At 73.7% G+C, this 14,992-nt stretch carries 17 protein-coding genes; 11 read left to right on the top strand and 6 right to left on the bottom strand.

Annotation, left to right across the window (positions count from 1 at the left end):
• Positions 1–7: 7 nt before the first annotated feature.
• Positions 8–814: an HAD family hydrolase gene (locus EDD34_RS18265; protein WP_123815836.1), complete on the bottom strand. Its 807-nt coding sequence runs from the start codon at positions 812–814 to the stop codon at positions 8–10.
• 123 nt (positions 815–937) lie between these two features.
• Here EDD34_RS18265 and EDD34_RS18260 point away from each other — a divergent pair, with 123 nt between their 5' ends.
• Positions 938–1,192 (top strand): glutaredoxin family protein, encoded by a 255-nt coding sequence (locus tag EDD34_RS18260; RefSeq protein WP_123815835.1) that lies wholly within the window; start codon positions 938–940, stop codon positions 1,190–1,192.
• 60 nt (positions 1,193–1,252) lie between these two features.
• Positions 1,253–1,906 carry a redox-sensing transcriptional repressor Rex gene (locus tag EDD34_RS18255; RefSeq protein WP_123815834.1) on the top strand — a complete coding sequence of 218 codons (654 nt, stop codon included), beginning with the start codon at positions 1,253–1,255 and terminating at the stop codon, positions 1,904–1,906.
• Positions 1,907–1,997: 91 nt separating this feature from the next.
• Here the strand turns inward: EDD34_RS18255 and EDD34_RS18250 are convergent, their stop codons facing one another.
• Positions 1,998–2,549 carry a YceI family protein gene (locus tag EDD34_RS18250; RefSeq protein ID WP_123815833.1) on the bottom strand — a complete coding sequence of 184 codons (552 nt, stop codon included), beginning with the start codon at positions 2,547–2,549 and terminating at the stop codon, positions 1,998–2,000.
• 178 nt (positions 2,550–2,727) lie between these two features.
• Here EDD34_RS18250 and EDD34_RS18245 point away from each other — a divergent pair, with 178 nt between their 5' ends.
• The 6 genes from EDD34_RS18245 (at position 2,728) to ccsB (ending at position 8,288) form a co-directional block, all read left to right on the top strand.
• Positions 2,728–3,219, top strand: coding sequence for a MarR family winged helix-turn-helix transcriptional regulator (locus tag EDD34_RS18245; protein ID WP_123815832.1), 492 nt, complete (start codon positions 2,728–2,730; stop codon positions 3,217–3,219).
• Between the two features lie 109 nt (positions 3,220–3,328).
• The gene (locus tag EDD34_RS18240) at positions 3,329–3,973 is read left to right on the top strand and encodes a histidine phosphatase family protein (RefSeq protein ID WP_123815831.1); all 645 of its coding nucleotides are present in this window, start codon (positions 3,329–3,331) and stop codon (positions 3,971–3,973) included.
• A gap of 5 nt (positions 3,974–3,978) precedes the next feature.
• The gene (locus EDD34_RS18235; RefSeq protein WP_246012716.1) at positions 3,979–4,569 is read left to right on the top strand and encodes a TlpA family protein disulfide reductase; all 591 of its coding nucleotides are present in this window, start codon (positions 3,979–3,981) and stop codon (positions 4,567–4,569) included.
• On the top strand, positions 4,569–5,405 hold the full coding sequence (locus EDD34_RS18230; RefSeq protein ID WP_123815829.1) for a cytochrome c biogenesis CcdA family protein: 837 nt from the start codon (positions 4,569–4,571) through the stop codon (positions 5,403–5,405). The genes EDD34_RS18235 and EDD34_RS18230 overlap by 1 nt, the downstream gene beginning before the upstream one ends.
• The gene (gene resB, locus EDD34_RS18225) at positions 5,406–7,280 is read left to right on the top strand and encodes a cytochrome c biogenesis protein ResB (RefSeq protein ID WP_123815828.1); all 1,875 of its coding nucleotides are present in this window, start codon (positions 5,406–5,408) and stop codon (positions 7,278–7,280) included.
• Between the two features lie 3 nt (positions 7,281–7,283).
• Positions 7,284–8,288, top strand: a complete 1,005-nt coding sequence (gene ccsB / locus EDD34_RS18220) for a c-type cytochrome biogenesis protein CcsB (RefSeq protein WP_123815827.1) — start codon at positions 7,284–7,286, stop codon at positions 8,286–8,288.
• A gap of 31 nt (positions 8,289–8,319) precedes the next feature.
• Here ccsB and EDD34_RS18215 read toward each other — a convergent pair whose 3' ends face one another.
• On the bottom strand, positions 8,320–8,523 hold the full coding sequence (locus EDD34_RS18215) for a PLDc N-terminal domain-containing protein (protein ID WP_123815826.1): 204 nt from the start codon (positions 8,521–8,523) through the stop codon (positions 8,320–8,322).
• Between the two features lie 78 nt (positions 8,524–8,601).
• Positions 8,602–9,030 (bottom strand): PLD nuclease N-terminal domain-containing protein, encoded by a 429-nt coding sequence (locus EDD34_RS18210; RefSeq protein ID WP_170177123.1) that lies wholly within the window; start codon positions 9,028–9,030, stop codon positions 8,602–8,604.
• Between the two features lie 122 nt (positions 9,031–9,152).
• On the opposite strand from EDD34_RS18210, the gene EDD34_RS18205 reads away from it, so the two are divergent.
• Together EDD34_RS18205 and EDD34_RS18200 are read left to right on the top strand one after the other, a co-directional pair.
• Positions 9,153–9,425 (top strand): DUF4229 domain-containing protein, encoded by a 273-nt coding sequence (locus tag EDD34_RS18205; RefSeq protein WP_123815825.1) that lies wholly within the window; start codon positions 9,153–9,155, stop codon positions 9,423–9,425.
• Positions 9,426–9,515: 90 nt separating this feature from the next.
• Positions 9,516–10,385, top strand: a complete 870-nt coding sequence (locus EDD34_RS18200; protein WP_123815824.1) for a 1,4-dihydroxy-2-naphthoate polyprenyltransferase — start codon at positions 9,516–9,518, stop codon at positions 10,383–10,385.
• An 83-nt stretch (positions 10,386–10,468) separates the two neighbouring features.
• On the opposite strand, the gene EDD34_RS18195 is transcribed toward EDD34_RS18200, so the two are convergent.
• Complete coding sequence (locus EDD34_RS18195; RefSeq protein ID WP_246012555.1) at positions 10,469–11,593, bottom strand: DUF3048 domain-containing protein; 1,125 nt, start codon at positions 11,591–11,593, stop codon at positions 10,469–10,471.
• Positions 11,594–11,720: 127 nt separating this feature from the next.
• Between EDD34_RS18195 and EDD34_RS18190 the strand changes: the two genes are divergently transcribed.
• Entirely contained in the window at positions 11,721–12,932 is a 1,212-nt protein-coding gene (locus EDD34_RS18190) for an AMP-binding protein (protein WP_123815823.1), read from the top strand.
• Between the two features lie 52 nt (positions 12,933–12,984).
• Here the strand turns inward: EDD34_RS18190 and menD are convergent, their stop codons facing one another.
• The gene (menD, locus tag EDD34_RS18185; RefSeq protein WP_123815822.1) at positions 12,985–14,949 is read right to left on the bottom strand and encodes a 2-succinyl-5-enolpyruvyl-6-hydroxy-3-cyclohexene-1-carboxylic-acid synthase; all 1,965 of its coding nucleotides are present in this window, start codon (positions 14,947–14,949) and stop codon (positions 12,985–12,987) included.
• Positions 14,950–14,992 lie beyond the last annotated feature (43 nt).

Raw genomic sequence — 14,992 nt, 5'->3', positions numbered from 1 at the left:
GGCCGAGTCAGCGGTTGAACGTGCGTTCGCGGATGCGGCGGCGGAGTGCCCGGATCACCAGTCCGAACACCCACGCCGCGCCCGCCCACGACGCCGTGCGGACGCCGCGGCCGGCGAGGCGCCGCGGGCGGCCGCGGAACTCGCGGATGGGCCAGCCCACGTCCTGTGCGTGGCGGCGCAGGCGCTTGTCGGGGTTGATCGGGCAGGGGTGCCCCACGGCGTTCATCATCGGCAGGTCGTTGAGCGAGTCGCCGTAGGCGTAGCTCGCGGTCAGGTCGATGCCCTCGGCCTCGGCGAGCTCGCGGACGGCTTCGGCCTTGGCCGCACCGTGCATGAGGTCGCCGACCAGCCGGCCGGTGTAGAACCCGTCCTCGTGCGACGTGACGGTGCCGAGGGCTCCGGTCGCGCCGAGGCGGCGCGCGATGAGCTCGGCGATCTCGACGGGCGTGGCCGTGATGAGCCACACCTCGTGCCCCGCGGCGAGATGCTCCTCCAGGAGCCGCCGGGTGCCCGGGAAGATCCGCAGGGAGAGGACGGTGTCGTAGACCTCCTCGCCGAGCGTGGTGACCTCGGCGACCGTGCGGCCCGCGATCAGTTCGAGCGCCCGGTTGCGGACCTCGTCGATCTGCTCACGGTCCTCACCGAACAGCAGGTAGCGCGCCTGGATGAACCCGAAGCGCAGCAGGTCACGGGTCCGGAAGAACCCCCGCTGATAGGCCGCCCGCGCCAGGTGGAACGCGCTCGCGCCGCGAATGATGGTGTTGTCGACGTCGAAGAAGGCCGCGGTGGCGGGTACGGGATGCGTCGACGACATGCGCCTCACTCTATCGGCGCCCGGGCGTGCGGAGTCGCACGTGAGGACCCCGCTCAGGGCTCCGCCGGGTGCTCGGCCACGTCGTCGGCGCCGCTGCGGGGAGGCGCGTCGTAGGCTCTGCTCGTGACCACCTCCCCCGCGCGCGTCGTCCTGTACACCCGGCCGTCCTGTCACCTGTGTGAGGTGGCGCGCGGCGTCGTCGAGGCCGTCACGGCGGACGCGGGCGCCGGGTGGCGCGAGGTCGACATCTCCGACGGCCCCGAGGCCGAGGCTCTCACCGCGAAGTACGGGGAGTACGTGCCCGTTGTGGAGGTGGACGGTGTGCAGCAGGGATTCTGGCGCATCGACCCGGCACGACTTGCCCGACTCCTGGCATGATCTGACCAGCAAAGGAGCGAGCCCGGCGGACGTCGTCGTCCCGGGGAAGGAGCGAGCCGCGTGGCCGAACTCAGCGAGAACGCTGTCCCGGCGGCGACCGTCGGTCGCCTGCCGTACTACCTGCGTGCCCTGCGGGACCTGGCGGACGAGGGAGTTGCGCTGACGTCCTCGTCGGAACTGGCCGAGCGGTCCGGCGTGGGGTCCGCGCAACTGCGCAAGGACCTGTCGTTCCTGGGATCGTTCGGTACCCGCGGCGTGGGGTACGACGTCCAGTCGCTGGCCGACTACATCAAGGCCGCCCTGGGGCTCGAGTCCGAGCACCGGCTGGCGATCGTCGGGATCGGTAACCTCGGACACGCACTCGCGAACTACTCCGGCTACACCCAGCGGGGGTTCCAGGTCGCGGCGCTGCTGGACGCCTCTCCGGAGGTGGTGGGGACCGAGGTCGCGGGGCTCAGGGTGGACGACATCGGCGATCTGTCGGCCGTGATCGCCGAGCGTCGTGTCTCGATGGTGGTGCTCGCGACGCCCGGCGGCGTGGCGCAGGGAGTGGCCGAGGAGGTCGTCGCGGCGGGCGTCCGGGAGATCCTGAACTTCGCGCCGACGGCGCTGCAGGTTCCCGACGACGTGGTGGTCCGCTCGGTCGACGTCGGTGGTGAGCTCCAGATCCTGGCGTTCCACGCGGCGGCGCGGGCGGCCGTCGCGGAGGACTGAAGGCCTTCGCGGCCTGGCCCTCGCCCGGTGCGGGCCGGCCGTCGCGCGGTGGTGATCGTGCCCCGGTGTCGCGACGGCCGGCCGGTCCCGCTCAGCCCTTGGCGATGGCGGAGACGTCGAGGGTGATCTTCACCTTGTCGCCGACCAGGAAGCCACCGGTCTCCAGCGAGGCGTTCCAGGTGATGCCGAAGTCCTTGCGGTTGATCTCCGTGCTCGCCTCGAAACCCGCGCGGTCGTTGCCGAACGGGTCCTTCGCCGTGCCGGTGAACTCGCCGGTCAGCTCGACGCCCTTGGTGATGCCGTTGATCGTCAGGTCACCGGTGACGACGATGTTGTCGCCGTCGAGCGACACTCCGCCGGACCGGAACGTCCACGACGGGTTCTCGTCCGCGCCCCAGAAGTCGTTGCTGACGAGGTGCTGGTCACGGCCGGAGTCACCGGTGTTGACCGACGTGGCGTCGAGATCGGCGGTGACGCCGGACGACTCGATGTCCTCACCGACGGTGATCGTGCCCGACGTGATGTCGATCGTGCCGCGGACCTTCGCGATGCCCGCGTGCCGCACGGAGAACGCGGCGGTGGAGTGCGAGGGGTCGATGTCGTAGGTGCCTGCGGTGATACCGGCGGGAAGCGGGGTGGCCATGGAGTTCTCCTGCGTTGTCGTGATGTCGGCTCCCAGGGCGGAAGCCCCGGGATGAGATAGTTGATAACTGAACTATCGCACCGGGGCCAACATACTCCGCTCCGTAAAGTATTCCCAGGACCGTGCGCGACTCGCACGGCCGCGCAGCGGGGGACAGCATCCGAGGAGGTCGGAGGGTATGGGCGAGACGAACGGCGTGCACTGGCTCGATCGCGATCAGCAGACCGCGTGGCGCTCCTTCCTGGCGGGGAACGCCAGGTTCTTCGAGGCGCTCAGCGCCGCGCACGACGCCGAGCTCGACCTGAGCCTGGGGGAGTACACCCTGCTGGTGCAGCTCTCCGAGCAGCCCGACCGCACTCAGCGGATGTCGGCGCTCGCCGACGGTCTCGTACTGTCCCGGAGCCGGCTCACGCACACGGTGACGCGCATGGAGGCGCGCGGGCTCGTGAGCCGGTGCCCGGCCGACGGGGACCGGCGCGGCGTGAACTGCCGGATGACCGACCTCGGGTACGCCGCCCTCGTGAACGCCGCTCCCGGGCACGTGCGCGCGGTGCGGCGTCTGCTGGTCGACGTCCTCGACCCGGACGAGATGGCGGCGCTGGGCCGGATCATGGGCAAGATCGGGGTGGCCGCACGTGGGGAGCTGGCGGCGGCCCCCCGCGGTTGCTGAGGCGCTGGAGGCTCCACGGCTCCCGGCGCGCCCCGGAAGATCGCCGAGTGGCTCACACCACGCCGCGCGGGTACCGAACCACCCAGGATCCGATGGGACACTGAGAGCCATGGTCTCCACCACCGTCCACCTGCTCCGTCACGGCGAGGTCCACAACCCCGAGGGCGTCCTGTACGGCCGCCTGCCGGGCTACCGCCTGTCGGACCGCGGCCAGGAGATGGCGGCCCGCGTCGCCAAGCACCTGTCCACGCGGGGCAGGGACGTCACCGTGGTCATCGCCTCCCCGCTGCAGCGCGCCCAGGAGACGGCCACGCCGATCGCGCGCGAATTCGCGCTGGAACTCGGCACGGACGACCGTCTCATCGAGGCCGACAACCACTTCGAGGGCAAGCGGTTCGGCGTGGGTGACGGCGCGCTGAGCCGGCCCGCGCACTGGCCGTACCTGTGGAACCCGTTCCGGCCGTCGTGGGGCGAGCCGTACACGGAACAGGTGCTGCGGATGCGCGGCGCCATCGAGACCGCGCGGCAGGCCGCCGAGGGGCACGAGGCCGTGCTGGTCAGCCACCAGCTCCCCGTCTGGCTCACCCGCTGCTCGTTCGAGGGCCGCCGCCTCTGGCACAACCCCCGCAACCGGCAGTGCAACCTCGCCTCCCTCACCTCCCTGCGGTTCGAGGACGGCCGGTTCACCGGCCTGCACTACAGCGAGCCGGTCGCCGACCTGTACGACGGCGTCCAGCAGCTCCCCGGCGCATGAGCACCATGACCGGCACGGCACGACGACTCGCGGCCGCGCTGCTCGCCGCCGGCTGCGCGGCGACTCTCGCCGCGTGCACCGCCGCGGACTCGGGTGCGGGTGACGTCGCCGGCCAGGGGTACGTCTCCGGCGACGGTTCGGTGCAGAGCTGGGACGTCGGCGACCGCCGCGGGCCCGTCAGCATCGCCGGGACCGACTTCACCGGTGCGGAGCGGGACACCGCCGACTGGGCCGGCGACGTCGTCGTCCTCAACACCTGGTACGCCGGCTGCCCGCCGTGCCGCGCAGAGGCGCCCGCCCTCACGGACCTCGCGACCGCGTACCAGGACGACGGCGTCCGCTTCCTCGGCATCAACACCGAGGACGACGCCGCCACCGCGCTGGCGTTCGAACGCACCTTCGACACCCCGTACCCGAGCCTCGAGGACCGCGACGGCCGCGTGGTGGCCGACCTGTCCGGCGTCGTGCCGCTGCAGGCCGTGCCCACCACGGTGGTGCTCGACGCCGAGGGCATGGTGGCCGCGCGGGTGATCGGGGAGGTCGAACGCCCCACCCTGGAGTCCCTGATCGACGACGCGCTCGCGGAGGACGCCTGATGGATGCCGGCTCGCTCGCGTTCAGCGGGTCGCTGCTGCTCGCGGTTCCCGTGGCCGTCCTCGCCGGCCTGGTCTCGTTCGCGTCGCCGTGCGTGCTGCCGCTCGTGCCGGGGTACATCGGCTACGTGGGCGGCATGTCGGCCGCGGCGGCCGGCCCGGCGGGATCGGCGGCGACCGCGGCCGCCGGGGGCTCCGCGAGCGGTGCGACGACGACGGCGGTCGCCGGGAGCGCGGTCGGCGTGCGAACGGTGGCGGCCGGGCGGGGCCGGGTGCTCGCCGGGGTGGCCCTGTTCGTGGCCGGGTTCACGGTGGTTTTCGTCACGCTGATGGCCGCGGCCGGCGCCGTCGGCGTCTACCTGGTGCGCTGGGAGGACGTGCTGTTCCGGGTGCTGGGCGTCGTGGTGATCCTGATGGGGCTGTCGTTCGTGGGTCTCGTCCCGTGGCTGCAGCGCGAGGCGCGCCTGCATGTCGCGCCGCGCACCGGCCTCTGGGGCGCGCCCGTGCTGGGCTTCGTGTTCGGGCTGGGCTGGACCCCCTGCATGGGTCCGACCCTGGCGGCCGTGCAGACGCTCGCCCTCGACGAGGCGTCGGTATGGCGCGGGGCGCTGCTCGGCGTCGCCTACTGCGTGGGCCTCGGAGTGCCGTTCCTGCTGGTCGCGCTCGGTGCGACGGCCTCGGACCGGATGATGGGCCTCCTGCGGCGCCACCGGCTCGCGGTGATGCGCGCGGGCGGCGCCCTCCTCGTGGCGATCGGCCTGGCCCTGGTCACGGGCCTCTGGGGAGTGCTGACCTCCTCCCTCCAGTCGTGGATCAACGGATACTGGACGGTCTTGTAGATGGCGGACGAACGGAGGCCCGACGCCGAGGTGGCGGACCCGCCCTCCCGGAGGGGCGGCTACGTGCCCCACGGGATCGACGACGAGTTCGCCGAGGCCGCGGGGGCGCCGTCGGGCAGGGACGCGGGCGGACGCGGGCCGAACGCGCCGGGGATCGGCGCCGTCGGGATGCTGCGATGGATGTGGCGGCAGCTCACCTCGATGCGGGTGGCCCTCATGCTGCTCATGCTGCTCGCGGTCGCCGCGGTGCCCGGGTCGGTGCTGCCGCAGCGCGGGCAGGACCCCGGGGCCGTGACCGAGTACCTCGGCGATCACCCCGACCTCGGTGAATGGCTGGACCGGCTCGGCTTCTTCGACGTGTACACGTCGGTGTGGTTCTCGGCGATCTACCTGCTGCTCTTCGTGTCGCTGGTGGGCTGCATCGTGCCCCGGACCGGGGCGCACTGGAGGGCGCTGAGGGCCCGGCCGCCGCGCGTCCCCTCGCGATTCGGGCGGTTCCCGGCCCAGGCCGGCGTGACCACCGACCTCGCACCGGAGGACGCCGTCGGCCTGGTCGCGGCGCGGCTGCGCGGGCCGCGCCACCTGCCCACCTTCCGCGTGGACCGGCGCGCGGAGCCCGAGCGTGCCGGCCGGGCCGCGGCGCGGACGATCAGCGCCGAGCGCGGCTACCTGCGCGAGAGCGGCAACCTGCTCTTCCACCTGGCGCTGCTGGGGCTGCTGGTGTCGGTGGCGATGGGCCAGATGCTGCACTACCGAGGTCAGGCGATCGTCACCGAGGACCGCGGGTTCGCGAACGCCGTCGTGGACTACGACACCTTCGAGAAGGGGGCGTGGTTCCAGGCGTCCTCGCTGGTGCCGTTCTCCATGACCCTGGACGCGTTCGACTCGGAGTTCGCGAGCGACACCGTGGCCTTCGCGCAGGCGAGAGACTTCACGGCACACGTGACGGTGACCGAGCCCGACGGCTCCCGGCGTGCCGAGCAGATCAAGGTCAACCACCCGCTCGTCACGGACGGCGCGAAGATCTACCTGCAGGGCAACGGCTTCGCCCCCGAGATCACGGTGACCGACGCCGACGGCGAGATCGCCTTCTCCCAGCGCGTCCCCTTCCTGCCCGAGGACCAGATGTACACGTCGCGCGGCGTGGTGAAGGTGCCGGACGTGTCAGGGGGTGACCAGATCGGGCTGGTCGGATACTTCCTGCCGACGGCGGTCGTGGACGACGACGGCAACGCCCGCTCCACGTTCCCCCAGCCGCTCGAACCACTGCTCGTCCTGGAGGTCTACCGCGGGGACCTCGGACTCGACGAGGGCGTGCCGCGGAACGTCTACCAGCTCGACACGGCGTCCCTGACACCCTCGGTGGACGAGACCGGAGAACGGGTCAAGCTCCTGGTGCGGCCCGGTGAGGCCGTGGAACTGCCCGACGGCCTCGGCACCGTGGCGCTCGGCGAGGAGGTGCCGCGCTACGTGGCGCTCGACCTGCGACACGACCCGTCGCTGGGGTTCGTGCTGACGTTCGCCCTGCTCGCGCTCGGCGGCCTCGCGCTGAGCCTGTTCACGCCGCGGCGCCGGGTCTGGGTGCGCGCGTTCGTGTCGGACAGCGGGGCTACTGTGGTGGAGGCCGCGGGGCTGGCGCGCGGGGACGACGCCGGCCTCCAGGGTGAGGTGGACCGGGCGATGGCGGTGCTGCCGGTGCGGGACGCCGCCGAGCCGGGCCCGGAGCGGGCATCAGCAGGCCCGGAGCGGGCATCAGCAGGCCCGGAGCGGGCATCAGCGGGCCCGGAGCCGGCGGGATCAGGGGCCGGGGGAACGGAATCAGAGGCAGGGCGGAACACCGGGTCCAGTGCCCGGAACGAGACGACGAAGGACTGAACAATGGAAATGGCGAACCTGAGCGTGCTGCTCGTCTGGGCGGCCGCCACGGCGCTCGCGCTCGCGATGGTCGCGTTCTCGGTGGACCTGGCGCGTCTGTCGGGGGCGCGAGTGGCGGCGCGGGACACGGCGCGCGAGAAGGCTGCCGTCGGCGTGGGCGCCGGTCCGGCGTCGTCCGACACCGCCCCGGGTACGACGGCGGGCCCCGGGCAGGCCTACGGGCCCGGGAGCGACGACGCTCCGGCCGGCGTGTCCCGCAAGGGCGCGGGGATCGGGATGTCCCTGTCGTGGCTGGCCGCCGGGTTGCTGCTGGTCGCGATCGTGCTGCGCGGGATCGCCTCGGGGCGCACCCCGTGGGCCAACATGTACGAGTTCACGCTGGTGGGTACCTTCGTGGCCGTCGCCGTGTTCGTGGGCGTGTGCCTGGTCCGTGAGGCGCGGTTCCTCGGGGCGTTCGTCACCGGGCTGGGCGCCACGTTCCTCGTGCTCGCGCAGAACGCGTTCTTCGTGGCGGCCACGGGCGTGCAGCCCGCGCTGCAGAACTACTGGCTCGTGATCCACGTCGGCGTGGCGATCATCGCGACCGGGATCTTCACCGTGGCGTTCGTCACGTCCGTGCTGCAGCTCCTGCGGGATGCCCGTGACGAGGGCACGCCGTGGCTCGCCGGCTGGGGGTGGCTCGACGACACGCCGTCGGCGAACATGCTGGAGGCACTGTCGTTCCGGCTGAACGCCGTCGCCTTCGTGCTGTGGACCTTCACCATCATCGGCGGGGCGATCTGGGCCGAGGACGCGTGGGGCCGCTACTGGGGCTGGGACCCCAAGGAGGTCTGGTCGTTCGTGGTCTGGGTCGTGTACGCGGCTTACCTGCACGCCCGGACGACGCGCGGATGGTCCGGGCGGCGAGCGGCCTGGTTCGTCGTGGCGGGGTACGCCTGCGTGCTGTTCAACTTCACCGGGGTGAACCTGATCTTCAACGGGAAGCACTCGTACTCGGGCCTGAGCTGAGGCCGGACCCGGCCGGCCCGCGCCGGCCGGGTCAGCGGTCCAGGCGGCCCGTGTGGCGCACGACGGTGCGGACGTAGATCCATGCCCCGGGTCCGAGCACCGGGACCAGCACGATGAGGACCCACGCCCAGCGCGGGAGGCCGGCCCGCTCGTGCGGTGGCGCGCCGAGCACATCGACGAGCGCATAGACGAGGAGTCCCACGGCAAGGATCGGAAGGACTACGCGGATGAACATGCGTCCAGCGTATGCCCCGGTTCCTGAGAGAAGCGCGAGACCTCGCCTTCCGCCGTCCGGCGGCCGCGGGTGCGGGCGTCAGTCCGGGTCCGTCGGGCGCGTGCCGTTCTGGGGGCGGTCGTCCGGGTGGGGCTCGTCGTCGGACTCCTCGCGCGGGTGCTCGTCGCGGAGCCGTTCCTCACGTTCCTTCCGGCGCCGGGCCTGTTCCAGGAGCCACATGTATTCCGGGTCGTCCTCCGGGCCCGTGGGCGGTGTGCCGGCGGGCGGCGCCGGGGCGTCGCCGCTCGCGCGTTCCCACGGGGCCGCAGCCCTCCGCCCCTTGCGGCGGCGCGCGGTGAAGGCCAGGACGATCCAGGCGATCGAACCGACGAGCGGCAGCAGGACGATCACGCCGAACCACACGGCCTTGGGGATGCCGTGGCGATCCTCGTCGTCGGACTGGGCGGCATCGACCAGCGTGTACACGACGAGAGCGACGTACAGGACACCGAGCAGAAGGGGACGCACGTCGGAGAGGCTAATCGGTTCGGGGCCCGTGAGTCTCGTTCCGCGTGTCCGCCCGGAGTGAACCCGGGCATCCCGCCCCGCGCGGGTCCGCGGAGGTCCTCCGGGCGACCTACCATGGTGGGGTGCCCCTCGTGATCTACACCGTGCTGCGCCTCGCCCTGTTCGGCGGCGCGCTCGGGCTGCTGTACCTCGCCGGACTGCGCAGCTGGTTGCTCGTCGGAGTCGCCGCCGTCGCCGCGTTCGCCCTGTCCTACGTGCTGCTGAGCGTCCCGCGCGACGCCGCCGCGCGATGGCTGGCGGACCGCCGGGCGCGCCGTGGCGCCGGGACCGGCGGCTCGGGCGCTGACGCGGACGCCGCCCACGAGGACGCGATCGTGGACCGCGCCACCGAATGAGAGCAAGCTCACGGCCGGTGAGCAGCCTGCGGGAACCGCAGCCCGTTCGAGCGCGTTGACCAGGCCAGATCGACATTGAGGAGCGCGCGCATGGCGACATCCGCCGAGTGGATCTCCGGGGCACGGCCCCGCACCCTGCCCGCCGCGGCCGCCCCCGTCATGGTGGGCACGGGCGCGGCGGCGCAGGTGGACTCGGCCGCCTGGCTCCCCGCCCTGCTCGCGCTCGGCGTCGCCCTCGCGTTGCAGGTGGGCGTGAACTTCGCCAACGACTACTCGGACGGTGTCCGGGGCACCGACGTCGACCGGGTGGGCCCGATGCGGCTCACGGCGTCGGGCGCCGCCGCGCCTCGGGCCGTGAAGAACGCCGCATTCGGGGCGTTCGGCGTGGCCGGGCTGTTCGGGGTGGCGCTCTGCGCGGTGAGCGGGCACTGGTGGTTGCTCGCCGTCGGCGTGCTGTGCCTGCTGGCGGGCTGGTTCTACACCGGCGGCCGCAGGCCGTACGGGTACGCGGGGCTCGGCGAGGTGGCGGTCTTCGTGTTCTTCGGGCTGGTCGCGGTGCTCGGCACCACGTACACGCAGGCCGACGTCGTGACCTGGCCCGCCTTTCTGGGCGCCGTCGCCATCGGCCTGATCGCGTGCGCCCTGCTCATGGTGAACAACCTGCGCGACATCCCCGGCGACGTGCTGGCGGGGAAGAAGACCCTGGCGGTGCGGATCGGGGACTATCGGGCGCGGCGGACCTATCTCGGGATGCTCTGGTTCCCGGTGCTGCTCGGCCTGGTGTGCGCGTTCTGGGCGCCGTGGTCACTGCTGGTGGTGCTCCTCATCGGGCCGGCGGCGCTGCTGACGCTGCCGATCGTCGCCGGCGCACGCGGCAAGCTGCTCGTCCCGGTCCTCGCGGGCACGGGTCTCTTCGAGCTCGGCTACGGCCTGCTGCTCGGCCTCGGCCTCGCCCTCTGACCCCTGGCCCTCTGATCCCTCGCCCTCTGATCCCTGGCCTTCTGGTCCCTGCCCTCTGGCCCCTGCCCGGCTGCCCACGCGGCTCAGGGGACCGACCAGGACCCCGAGGACCTGGGGACCAGCTCGACCCAGGTGTTCCCGGGCGCCAGCTTCACCGGCTTCCCGTTCTCGAGCTCGAGCTGGATCGAAGCGCCGACCCGCGGCTTCTCCCAGCGCACCTTCACCACCCTGCCCTGGGAGGCGACGAACCCCTCGCCGGAACCGACCAGCTGCGTCTCCGGCACGGAGGCGCCGCTCGGGTCCGTGTACGAGGTCATGACCACGTCCATCTTCAGCGCGACGACGTTCCGGGCACCGTGCCGCACCCCCGACATCGCCATCGACGGCGCGGCGCCCTCGCTGCGCTTGTAGGTGCCGCTCTCGCCGTTCCAGTACCAGTTGGTGGTCTGCCGGTTCGACAGGCGGACCTTGAGCGTCCCCGCCTTGCGTCCCTGCGTGGCGGCCGAGGACCTCTCACCCTTCTCGTGCGCGTAGCTGAACTGCGCCGGCGGTGGCGAGTACAGCCGCATGTCCTCGCGCTCCTGGGCCAGGAACACCTTCGGCCGGCCGATCACGTTGTGCGGCGCCGCGCGGCTCGGGTCGCGGGAGAACCCGGCATGCCCGTCGTCCATGATCACGGACTGCGTGGACACCCGGTTCACCTGGTCGATGAACGGCAGCTGTCCGCCCGAGTAGGCGAGGATGCCCTTCATCGGCGCGACGATCGCCGCATCCATCGGCCGCACGGACCGCACCGGCTCCACGGCGTCCGGGAGGGTCGAGTGATAGGTCGCGACGAAGCGCGTGATCCCGCCCTCGACCACCTCCTCCCACACGATGTCCGCGTGCTCCAGGCCGCGCGTCGGGCGTGCCTCCGGCGCGTTCTCGATCTTCACCGAGACCGCCGGGTGCCGCATCGCCGCCTCGTTGCCCGGGATCCCGGTCAGCGGCCAGTACACCGGCTTCGGCGCCGGTTTCGGCGGCGCGGCCTTGCGGACCTCGGTCTCCGCCGCCGTCGTCTCGGTGGGCGTGGGCAGGGGTTCCGGATCCTCCCACGGCCATGCGAGCTCCTGCCCCCAGCCCGTGGTGCAGGCGCTCATCGCGATCGCCACCGTCATGACCACGGCGACCACCCCGGCCGCTCGCTGCCGTCGCAGCGTCCGTCTCATCTCTCCTCCGGGTCCGCACTCGGTGCCGTCGCCCCGGCCGCCTCCGGGACTGGCGCCACACCCTAGCCGCTTTCCGCCCGTCCCAGGTTAAGCACGTTCGCCCAGAACGCAGGACTAGGCTGGCCGGGTGCGAGACGAGCTGGAGGCCGCCACCGCGGCGATCCGCGAGGCCCTGGGCGGAGGTGCCGCCTTCGCGCCGCAGCCGCTCCTCGCCGACCACGTGCCCGACGGCACCGCGCTCGTGGTACGGACCTCCGGCTCGACGGGAGCCCCCCGCGAGGTCGCGCTGTCCGTCTCGGCGCTCCGGGCCTCCGCCGCCGCGACGCACGAACGCCTCGGCGGGCCGGGCCGCTGGTTCCTCGCCCTTCCCGTCGGCCACGTGGCGGGCCTCCAGGTGATCTCGCGATCCGTCGTCGCCGGAACGCGAGCCGGCGGGGGAGCGCGCGGCCCGTTCACGCCCGACGGCTTCGCAGCGGAGGCCGGGAAGTTCCTGTCCGACGGCGACGGCCACCGCACCTATGTCTCCCTCGTCCCCACCCAGGCGCACCGCCTCGTCGAGGCCGCCGACGCCGGTGCCCCCGAAGGCCTCGACACGCTCGCCCGGTTCGACGCCGTCCTCCTCGGCGGCGCCGCCACCCCGCTCCCGCTCCGCGGACGCCTGCGCGACGCCGGTGTCCGCGCCGTCGCCACCTACGGCATGTCCGAGACCTGCGGAGGATGCGTCTACGACGGCGTCCCCCTGCCGGGCGTGCGCGTCCGCCTCGCCGAGGAGCGCCCCGGCGTCGTCGAGATCTCCGGTCCGATGCTCGCCACCGGCTATCTCGGATCCGCCGACGCCGCGGCCGCCACCAGGGCCGCCTTCCGGACCGGCCCCGACGGCACCCGCTGGTTCCGCACCTCCGACCTCGGCTCCCTCGACGCCGGCGGCCACCTCACGATCCTCGGCCGCGCCGACGACGTCATCGTCACCGGCGGCGTCAACGTCGCCCCCGCGGCGGTGGAGGCGGTGCTCGCGGAGCTCGGGGAGGTGTGCGTGGTCGGCGTCCCCGATCCGGAGTGGGGACAGGCGGTCGTCGCGGTCCTGGCGGCCGGAGACGGCACGGCGACCTCGCGGGCTCACCCGCGACCGCCGTCGGACACGGGTCGCCCGGCCCTGGCCCCGGCCACGCGGGACCTGACGGACCGGGCCCGCGACCTGGTCACGTCCGCCCTGGGCCGTGCCGCGGCACCGCGCCGCCTCTACCTCACCCCCGCGCTGCCGCTGCGGGGACCGGGCAAGCCGGACCGCGCCGCCGTCGAAGCGGCCGTCTCGGCCGAGCTGCCGCGGGCGACGCCCTGAGCCCGGAGTCCGCGGCAGCCCGGCCTCGCGCCGTCGTCCGCGGTGCCCGGCATCACGCCACCCCGCGGACCGCCTCGGCCACGCGGCGGGCCAGATCGCGTGTCTCGGCATGCCGCGCGGCGCGCGGCACCTGGACCTCGATGACCTGCACCCCCCGGCTCGGGGCCTGGAGGGCGTGGCGCAGGCTCGGTACGTCCTTCACGAGCTGGTGGTCCACCCCGTAGCCCGCGCACAGCTGCGCGAGGTTGGCGCCGTGCGGCGTACCGAAGACCCGCTCGAACCGGGCGGCGGCGGCGTCCGACGTCGCCGCCAGCTCGCCGTGTTCCAGGGTGGCGAAGATGGAGCCGCCGTCGTCGTTCACCACGACGATCTCCAGGTCGACGGGAGGCTCGCCCGGTCCCCGCAACAGGCCGCCGACGTCGTGCAGGAGCGCCAGGTCGCCCAGCAGCGCGCGCGTGCGCCGGCCCGTCCGCGCCGCGGCGAGCGCGACGCCGGTGGCGGTGGAGACCGTGCCGTCGATGCCGGCGAGTCCGCGGTTGGCGACCACGGCGGGCAGGCCGCCGAGGTCGTCCATGCCGAGCACGAGGTCGAGGTCGCGCACGGGGTTCGACGAGCCGACGACGAGCACGTCGTCGTCCCCGAGGACCGTGGCGACGGCGCGGGCGACGGACAGCGCCGTCGGGCTGTCGGCGACGGCCTCGTCGCGGGTCACCTCGTCGATCACGGCGGCCGCCGCGCGTCCGGCGGCCTGCCAGCGCGCGAGCCAGTCGTGGTCGGCGTCGTCCCAGGGCTCGTACCATTCCGGCGCGAGGCCGGGCACCACCTGGGCGGCGTTGCGGACGGCGTCGGGCCAGGGCAGCCCGCCGGGCGCGACGACGGTGACGGTGACGTCGGGCCGGGCCAGCATCCGCTGCACCGGCCGGGAGAGGGTGGGGCGCCCGAAGACGACGGCCTGCTGGATCTCTCCCGCCGGCCCGTCCTCGCCGAGCACGAGGCGGTAGGCGGGGATCGTGCTCGGGCCCCCGCACGCGCCGGACGACGGTTCGGCCAGCAGGGGCCAGCTCTGGGCCTCGGCGAGCCGGCGGGCCCGGGGCCCGGCACCGTCGCCGGCGACGACCACGGTGCGCCCGGGGTGCCCGGGCAGGGCCGGGGAGGCGTGGTGCCGCACCGTGTCGGGGACGACGACGGTCACCGGCCGGTTCACGCCCGCCGCCGCGCCGGGGACGATCGCCCCCCGGCCCTCCGGGTGTCCCGGGAGTTCCGGCGGTGTCGTGGGGTGCAGGGGGTCGCGGTAGGACAGGTTCAGGTGGACCGGGCCGGGAGTGCCGTCGCGCAGGCCGAGGGCCGCGGAGGCGGCGCGTGCCGCGAGCGCGGCGACGTCGCGGGCCTCGGCCGTACGGGTCGCGAGGTCCGTGCCCGACGGCGCCGGGACGTCCGCCTCGTACCGCACCGCTCCGGCGAAGACGCCGGGCTGGTGGGTGGTCTGGGAGGCGCCCGTGCCGCGCAGCTCGTGCGGGCGGTCGGCGGTCAGCAGGATCAGCGGCACGCCGGTGTGGTGTGCCTCGAGGACGGCGGGGTGCAGGTTGGCCACGGCGGTCCCGGAGGTGGTGATCACGGCCACGGGGTCGCCGGCGAGCGGCGCGAGCGGTTCCAGGGGTGCCGCTGCCGTGAGGTCCGGCGTTCCCGCGGGTACGGCCGCGAGGTCCGCCTCGGCGCGGTCCGGCGCGGCGCGGTCCGGCGCGGCGAGGTCCGGCTCGCCGCCGCGCCGGCCGGTCCCGGCCCCCGCACCCCAGGTCAGTGCGCTGCCGCGGGACAGGCCGAGCGCCAGGAACCCCGCCGAGCGCTCGTCGATCCGGACGTGCAGGGTCAGGCGACCCGCCTCCGCCGCCTCGACGGCCGCGTAGGCGAGCGGCGCGGACCGCGAGCCGGGCGCCAGCACGACATCACGTACCCCGTGCGCGACGAGCTCCGAGATCAGGCTGCGTGCGGCGCGGACAGAGGCGGGATCGTCAGGCATACGGCCAGGCTAACCGCGTTGCCGTCCCCCCGCCGCATACCGT

The organism is Myceligenerans xiligouense (assembly GCF_003814695.1).
In the GTDB taxonomy this organism is placed as follows: Bacteria; Actinomycetota; Actinomycetes; order Actinomycetales; family Cellulomonadaceae; genus Myceligenerans; species Myceligenerans xiligouense.
The sequence above is the reverse complement of the archived record's forward strand: the minus strand, read 5'-3'. Positions and strand labels throughout refer to the sequence as shown.

What these genes read in the sequence shown, in the direction of transcription:
- EDD34_RS18200 (WP_123815824.1), top strand. Translation starts at nt 9,516, where the DNA reads ATGGCGACATCCGCCGAGTGGATCTCCGGGGCACGGCCCCGCACCCTG.
- EDD34_RS18245 (WP_123815832.1), top strand. Translation starts at nt 2,728, where the DNA reads ATGGGCGAGACGAACGGCGTGCACTGGCTCGATCGCGATCAGCAGACC.
- EDD34_RS18195 (WP_246012555.1), bottom strand. Translation starts at nt 11,593, where the DNA reads ATGAGACGGACGCTGCGACGGCAGCGAGCGGCCGGGGTGGTCGCCGTG.
- resB (WP_123815828.1), top strand. Translation starts at nt 5,406, where the DNA reads ATGGCGGACGAACGGAGGCCCGACGCCGAGGTGGCGGACCCGCCCTCC.
- menD (WP_123815822.1), bottom strand. Translation starts at nt 14,949, where the DNA reads ATGCCTGACGATCCCGCCTCTGTCCGCGCCGCACGCAGCCTGATCTCG.
- EDD34_RS18235 (WP_246012716.1), top strand. Translation starts at nt 3,979, where the DNA reads ATGACCGGCACGGCACGACGACTCGCGGCCGCGCTGCTCGCCGCCGGC.
- ccsB (WP_123815827.1), top strand. Translation starts at nt 7,284, where the DNA reads ATGGAAATGGCGAACCTGAGCGTGCTGCTCGTCTGGGCGGCCGCCACG.
- EDD34_RS18215 (WP_123815826.1), bottom strand. Translation starts at nt 8,523, where the DNA reads ATGTTCATCCGCGTAGTCCTTCCGATCCTTGCCGTGGGACTCCTCGTC.
- EDD34_RS18265 (WP_123815836.1), bottom strand. Translation starts at nt 814, where the DNA reads ATGTCGTCGACGCATCCCGTACCCGCCACCGCGGCCTTCTTCGACGTC.
- EDD34_RS18230 (WP_123815829.1), top strand. Translation starts at nt 4,569, where the DNA reads ATGGATGCCGGCTCGCTCGCGTTCAGCGGGTCGCTGCTGCTCGCGGTT.
- EDD34_RS18250 (WP_123815833.1), bottom strand. Translation starts at nt 2,549, where the DNA reads ATGGCCACCCCGCTTCCCGCCGGTATCACCGCAGGCACCTACGACATC.
- EDD34_RS18240 (WP_123815831.1), top strand. Translation starts at nt 3,329, where the DNA reads ATGGTCTCCACCACCGTCCACCTGCTCCGTCACGGCGAGGTCCACAAC.